The organism is Candidatus Obscuribacterales bacterium, assembly GCA_036703605.1.
Classification (GTDB): Bacteria; Cyanobacteriota; Cyanobacteriia; order RECH01; family RECH01; genus RECH01.
Window position 1 is genome coordinate 1 of record DATNRH010000638.1, and the last position, 1,566, is coordinate 1,566.

Annotated in this window: 1 protein-coding gene; it reads right to left on the reverse strand. The window is 55.5% G+C overall.

What is annotated here, in order from left to right:
* Positions 1–1,566, reverse strand: a 1,566-nt coding sequence (locus tag V6D20_13425) for a hypothetical protein (GenBank protein ID HEY9816781.1), incomplete at both ends; no start/stop codon positions are given.

The following is a 1,566-nucleotide window of genomic DNA, read 5'->3' on the forward strand; positions in this document are numbered from 1 at the left end:
AGCTTCAGGATCAGGTAGATCAGCTGCTTCCGGTCTGACAAAGCCGCCTTGCGGCCTTCCGGTGGACCCGAATAGCTAAAATCGAATACGTTAATCCCCAGCGATTCCTTCTCTTCCGAATCAAAGTATCCGCGCACCTGACCGCCCGCATCCCCGTTCACCTGCCGGCAGGTCTCCCGGTACGAATGCCCCACATCGATGATCACCACCTGGTACCCCTGCGCATGCATCTTGTGGATCAACCCATTCATCATAAACGACTTTCCCGACCCCGAGGGCCCCACGATCACCTGGTTCACATTGGTCACCAGCGGTGAGTGCCAGAAGTTGACCAGGACAGGCCTGCCCGTGCGGTCCAGAAAGTAATACCCCTCACGGTCCTCCTGGTGAGGCATCTCCCTGGGGATATAGCTCACAGCAAGCTCCAGCACACTGAGGTGGTTGCGCTCCCAGTCCTTGCGGTTCCCTGGCAGGCTGTACATAAAAGCCGGAAATGCCTCCAGCGTCTCCACCAGGGGCACCGCCCCATACATCCGCGAAAAGGCGCTCTTCACATAGCGTACCTGATCTTCCAGCCGCTGGACCTGGCTGTCAGCAAGAATGACGTTGACACCCACGTTGACAGCCTGCAGGTCTTCCTCATACAGCAACGCTTTATACGCTGCAAAAGCATCCAGCTTGACCTTGGCAAACGGAGAAAGGAAACGTATCAGCTTCAACGGAACACTCTGCGCATCCAGCACCGAGGCAGCCACCTCGTTGTCGATCAGCTCAATGGAGAGGCTGGTGATATGGTCAAAGGGCAGCCCCATGCCTATGGGGTAGGTATAGGAGACCGGCAAGCGGGTCTTGTGCATGGTCCCGAAGGTTGCAGGGTCGGGACCCGATAGCCCGGGGTTTGAGATCCCGCTGGACAAGTCATTGCCCTCCTTGATCATGGAGATCACCTTGAACGTCTTGTCCCCCACCAGGAAGTCCCGTCGCCCTACCTCAATGTCAGGCACTACATAATGCTCTGGGTCTCCCTGCCCATGAAAGTCAAACGTCCAGAACTTATACAGGAGGTTAAGTACTTCATCAGCCGTCGCCACACCCGTCACCATCCTCGAGATAGAGGCGAACTGCCCCTCAAAGGATCTGAAGACTTGTTGGTACCGCTCAAGATGTTTGAGGGACTGAAAGGGTTTGTCACTTAAAAGAAAGTCTTTCGTTGAAAAGAGCGGGCTCTGCAAGCCCCCCTTCCAGGGCCGCGCCCGGCGTTCGCTCAGGCTCACCAGGAGATAGATCTCTGCATGCAGAATCTCCTTGAGATGCCAGTGCTTAAGGTCATGGTAGGAAGTAAAAGAGTTGACCTGTGAAAAGTCCGAAGAATAAGGTGCTCGATAATAGAGGCTGATAAAGTTGACCACAGCATTCTGTGGCAAGGTCTTGAGCGCTGTGCCAAGCTCATGTGACAGGTCGTTCAGGCTGCCATGATCCAGCGTAAAGAGCCCCGGCATCGTGACACGGAAGGCCCTCGTCACATCCCCGTTTTGATTCAGGATGAGTCCCGTCTCGCGGTCGATG